This window comes from Desulfurellaceae bacterium (assembly GCA_021296095.1).
In the GTDB taxonomy this organism is placed as follows: domain Bacteria; phylum Desulfobacterota; class Binatia; order Bin18; family Bin18; genus JAAXHF01.
This window is the reverse complement of sequence record JAGWBB010000181.1, coordinates 1-1,798: the sequence shown is the minus strand read 5'-3', so window position 1 is coordinate 1,798 and position 1,798 is coordinate 1. Positions and strand designations below refer to the sequence as shown.

The window sequence follows — 1,798 nt, the reverse complement described above, 5'->3', positions numbered from 1 at the left end:
CAGCGCAACGAGATCCTGCGCACAATCGACCAGCGCATCTATGCCGACTATCCCTACCTGCTGCTGTGGTACTCGGACAACATCCGCCTGTTGTACTGGAACAAGTTCGGTACGCCGGACTGGCTGCTGTCCAAGTACGGCAACGAGTATTCGGCCCTGACCTACTGGTGGCTGGACGAGGATTCCGTGGCCGACCTCGACGACGCCATGGCCAACGGCGAGGCGCTACCCCCGAAGCCATCCGAGGTGCGCTTCGAGGACGTGTTCGCGCCCGCAGCCGGGGGCTGAGCCCAGCAGGCAGACATCAGCCTGCGCCCGCACTGCCATGGAACGGCTCGACTACTTCATCAAGCGTGTCCTGCTGATTGTTCCGACCTTTCTGGGTATCACCTTCATTGTCTTTACCCTGTGCCAGTTTGTCCCGGGCGGGCCAATCGAGCAGCTCCTGGCCCAGCTCAGAGTCGGTGCCGGCGCCGAGGCCGGGGGCGGGGGGCAGGCCAGCGCAGCCCTGACCCAGGAGCTGCTGGAGGAACTCCGGGCCGAGTTCGGTTTTGATAAACCGCTGCTGGTCCGCTACTGGGACTGGCTGTGGCATAAACGCGCCGGGCTCCTGATGGAGTCCTACAAATGGCGCGGCCAGCCCAGCTGGGAGGTCATTGTGTCGCGCTTCCGGGTCTCGCTTATCTTTGGCCTGATCGGCTTCATCCTGACCTATGTGGTGTGCATCCCGCTGGGTATTGCCAAAGCCCTGCGCGACGGGCAGACCTTCGACGTGCTGAGCAGCCTGGCGGTGTTTACCGGCTACGCCATCCCCGCCTTCGCCTTTGGCATGCTGCTCAAGATGCTGCTGTCGGGGACGGCCGATAACGTGTTCGGCCTGTTTCCGTCGCTCGACTGGTTTCCCGTCTCCGGCTTTGAGTCGGAAGACTTTGCCACGATGTCGGCCTGGGAGCAGTTCAAGGATCGGGTTCACCACATGTTCCTGCCCGTCCTGTGCTACATGCTGAGCAGCTTTGCGGTGCTGACCCTGCTGATGAAAAACTCGCTGCTGGAGCAGATCAGCCAGGACTATGTGCGGACCGTGCTGGCCCACGGCGGCAGCCTGCGCCGGGCAATCTGGGGCCACGCCCTGCGCAACGCTCTGATCCCGATTGCGACCGGCCTGGGCGGGATTCTGAGCGTCTTTTTTGCCGGCTCGGTCCTGATCGAAAGCGTGTTCGAGATTCCCGGCATGGGCAAGCTGAGTCTCGACGCCATTGTCAGCCGCGACTACGCCGTGTTCATGGCTATCCTGAGCCTGACCTCGGGGCTGGCGCTGGTCGGCAATATCGTGACCGACATGACCTATGTGCTGATCGATCCACGGATCAATTTTGAGGGTCGCTGAGGCGTGAAGGACCGGCCATGCTCAACCCGATCAACCAGCAGCGTCTGCGCGCCTTCAAGCGGCTGCGGCGCGCCTACGTCTCGCTGTGGCTGCTGGTCGGCCTGTACGGCCTGGGGCTGGCGGCCGAGCTGGTGTGCAACGCCAACCCCTACTATGTTCGCCATGAGGGTCGGTCCTACTTCCCCTTTCTGGCCGCCTACACAGCCCTCGGGCTCAATCTGGGCGTCTACCCCGAGGACAGCTTTCTGCACAACGGGGTGCTCACCCCGCCCGACTACAAAAGGCTGAACCAGCTGCCCGGCTTTGCCGACAACCCCGACAATTACATGATCTTCCCGCCGGCCCGTTTTGGCCCGAACGAGATCGTTCCGGCCGAGTCGCTTCCGGTCTCGCGGGATGTCACGGTCAGCC

At 63.0% G+C, this 1,798-nt stretch carries 3 protein-coding genes; all 3 read left to right on the top strand.

The features are described 5' to 3' along the window. Window positions 1-288 (top strand): hypothetical protein (locus tag J4F42_22680; GenBank protein MCE2488329.1); only part of this gene is annotated, 288 nt, incomplete at its 5' end. Between the two features lie 37 nt (window positions 289-325). After that, a complete protein-coding gene (locus J4F42_22675; protein MCE2488328.1) occupies window positions 326-1,387 on the top strand; it encodes an ABC transporter permease subunit in 1,062 nt (353 codons plus the stop codon). A 17-nt stretch (window positions 1,388-1,404) separates the two neighbouring features. Beyond that, on the top strand, window positions 1,405-1,798 hold a 394-nt coding region (locus J4F42_22670), incomplete at its 3' end, for a hypothetical protein (GenBank protein ID MCE2488327.1).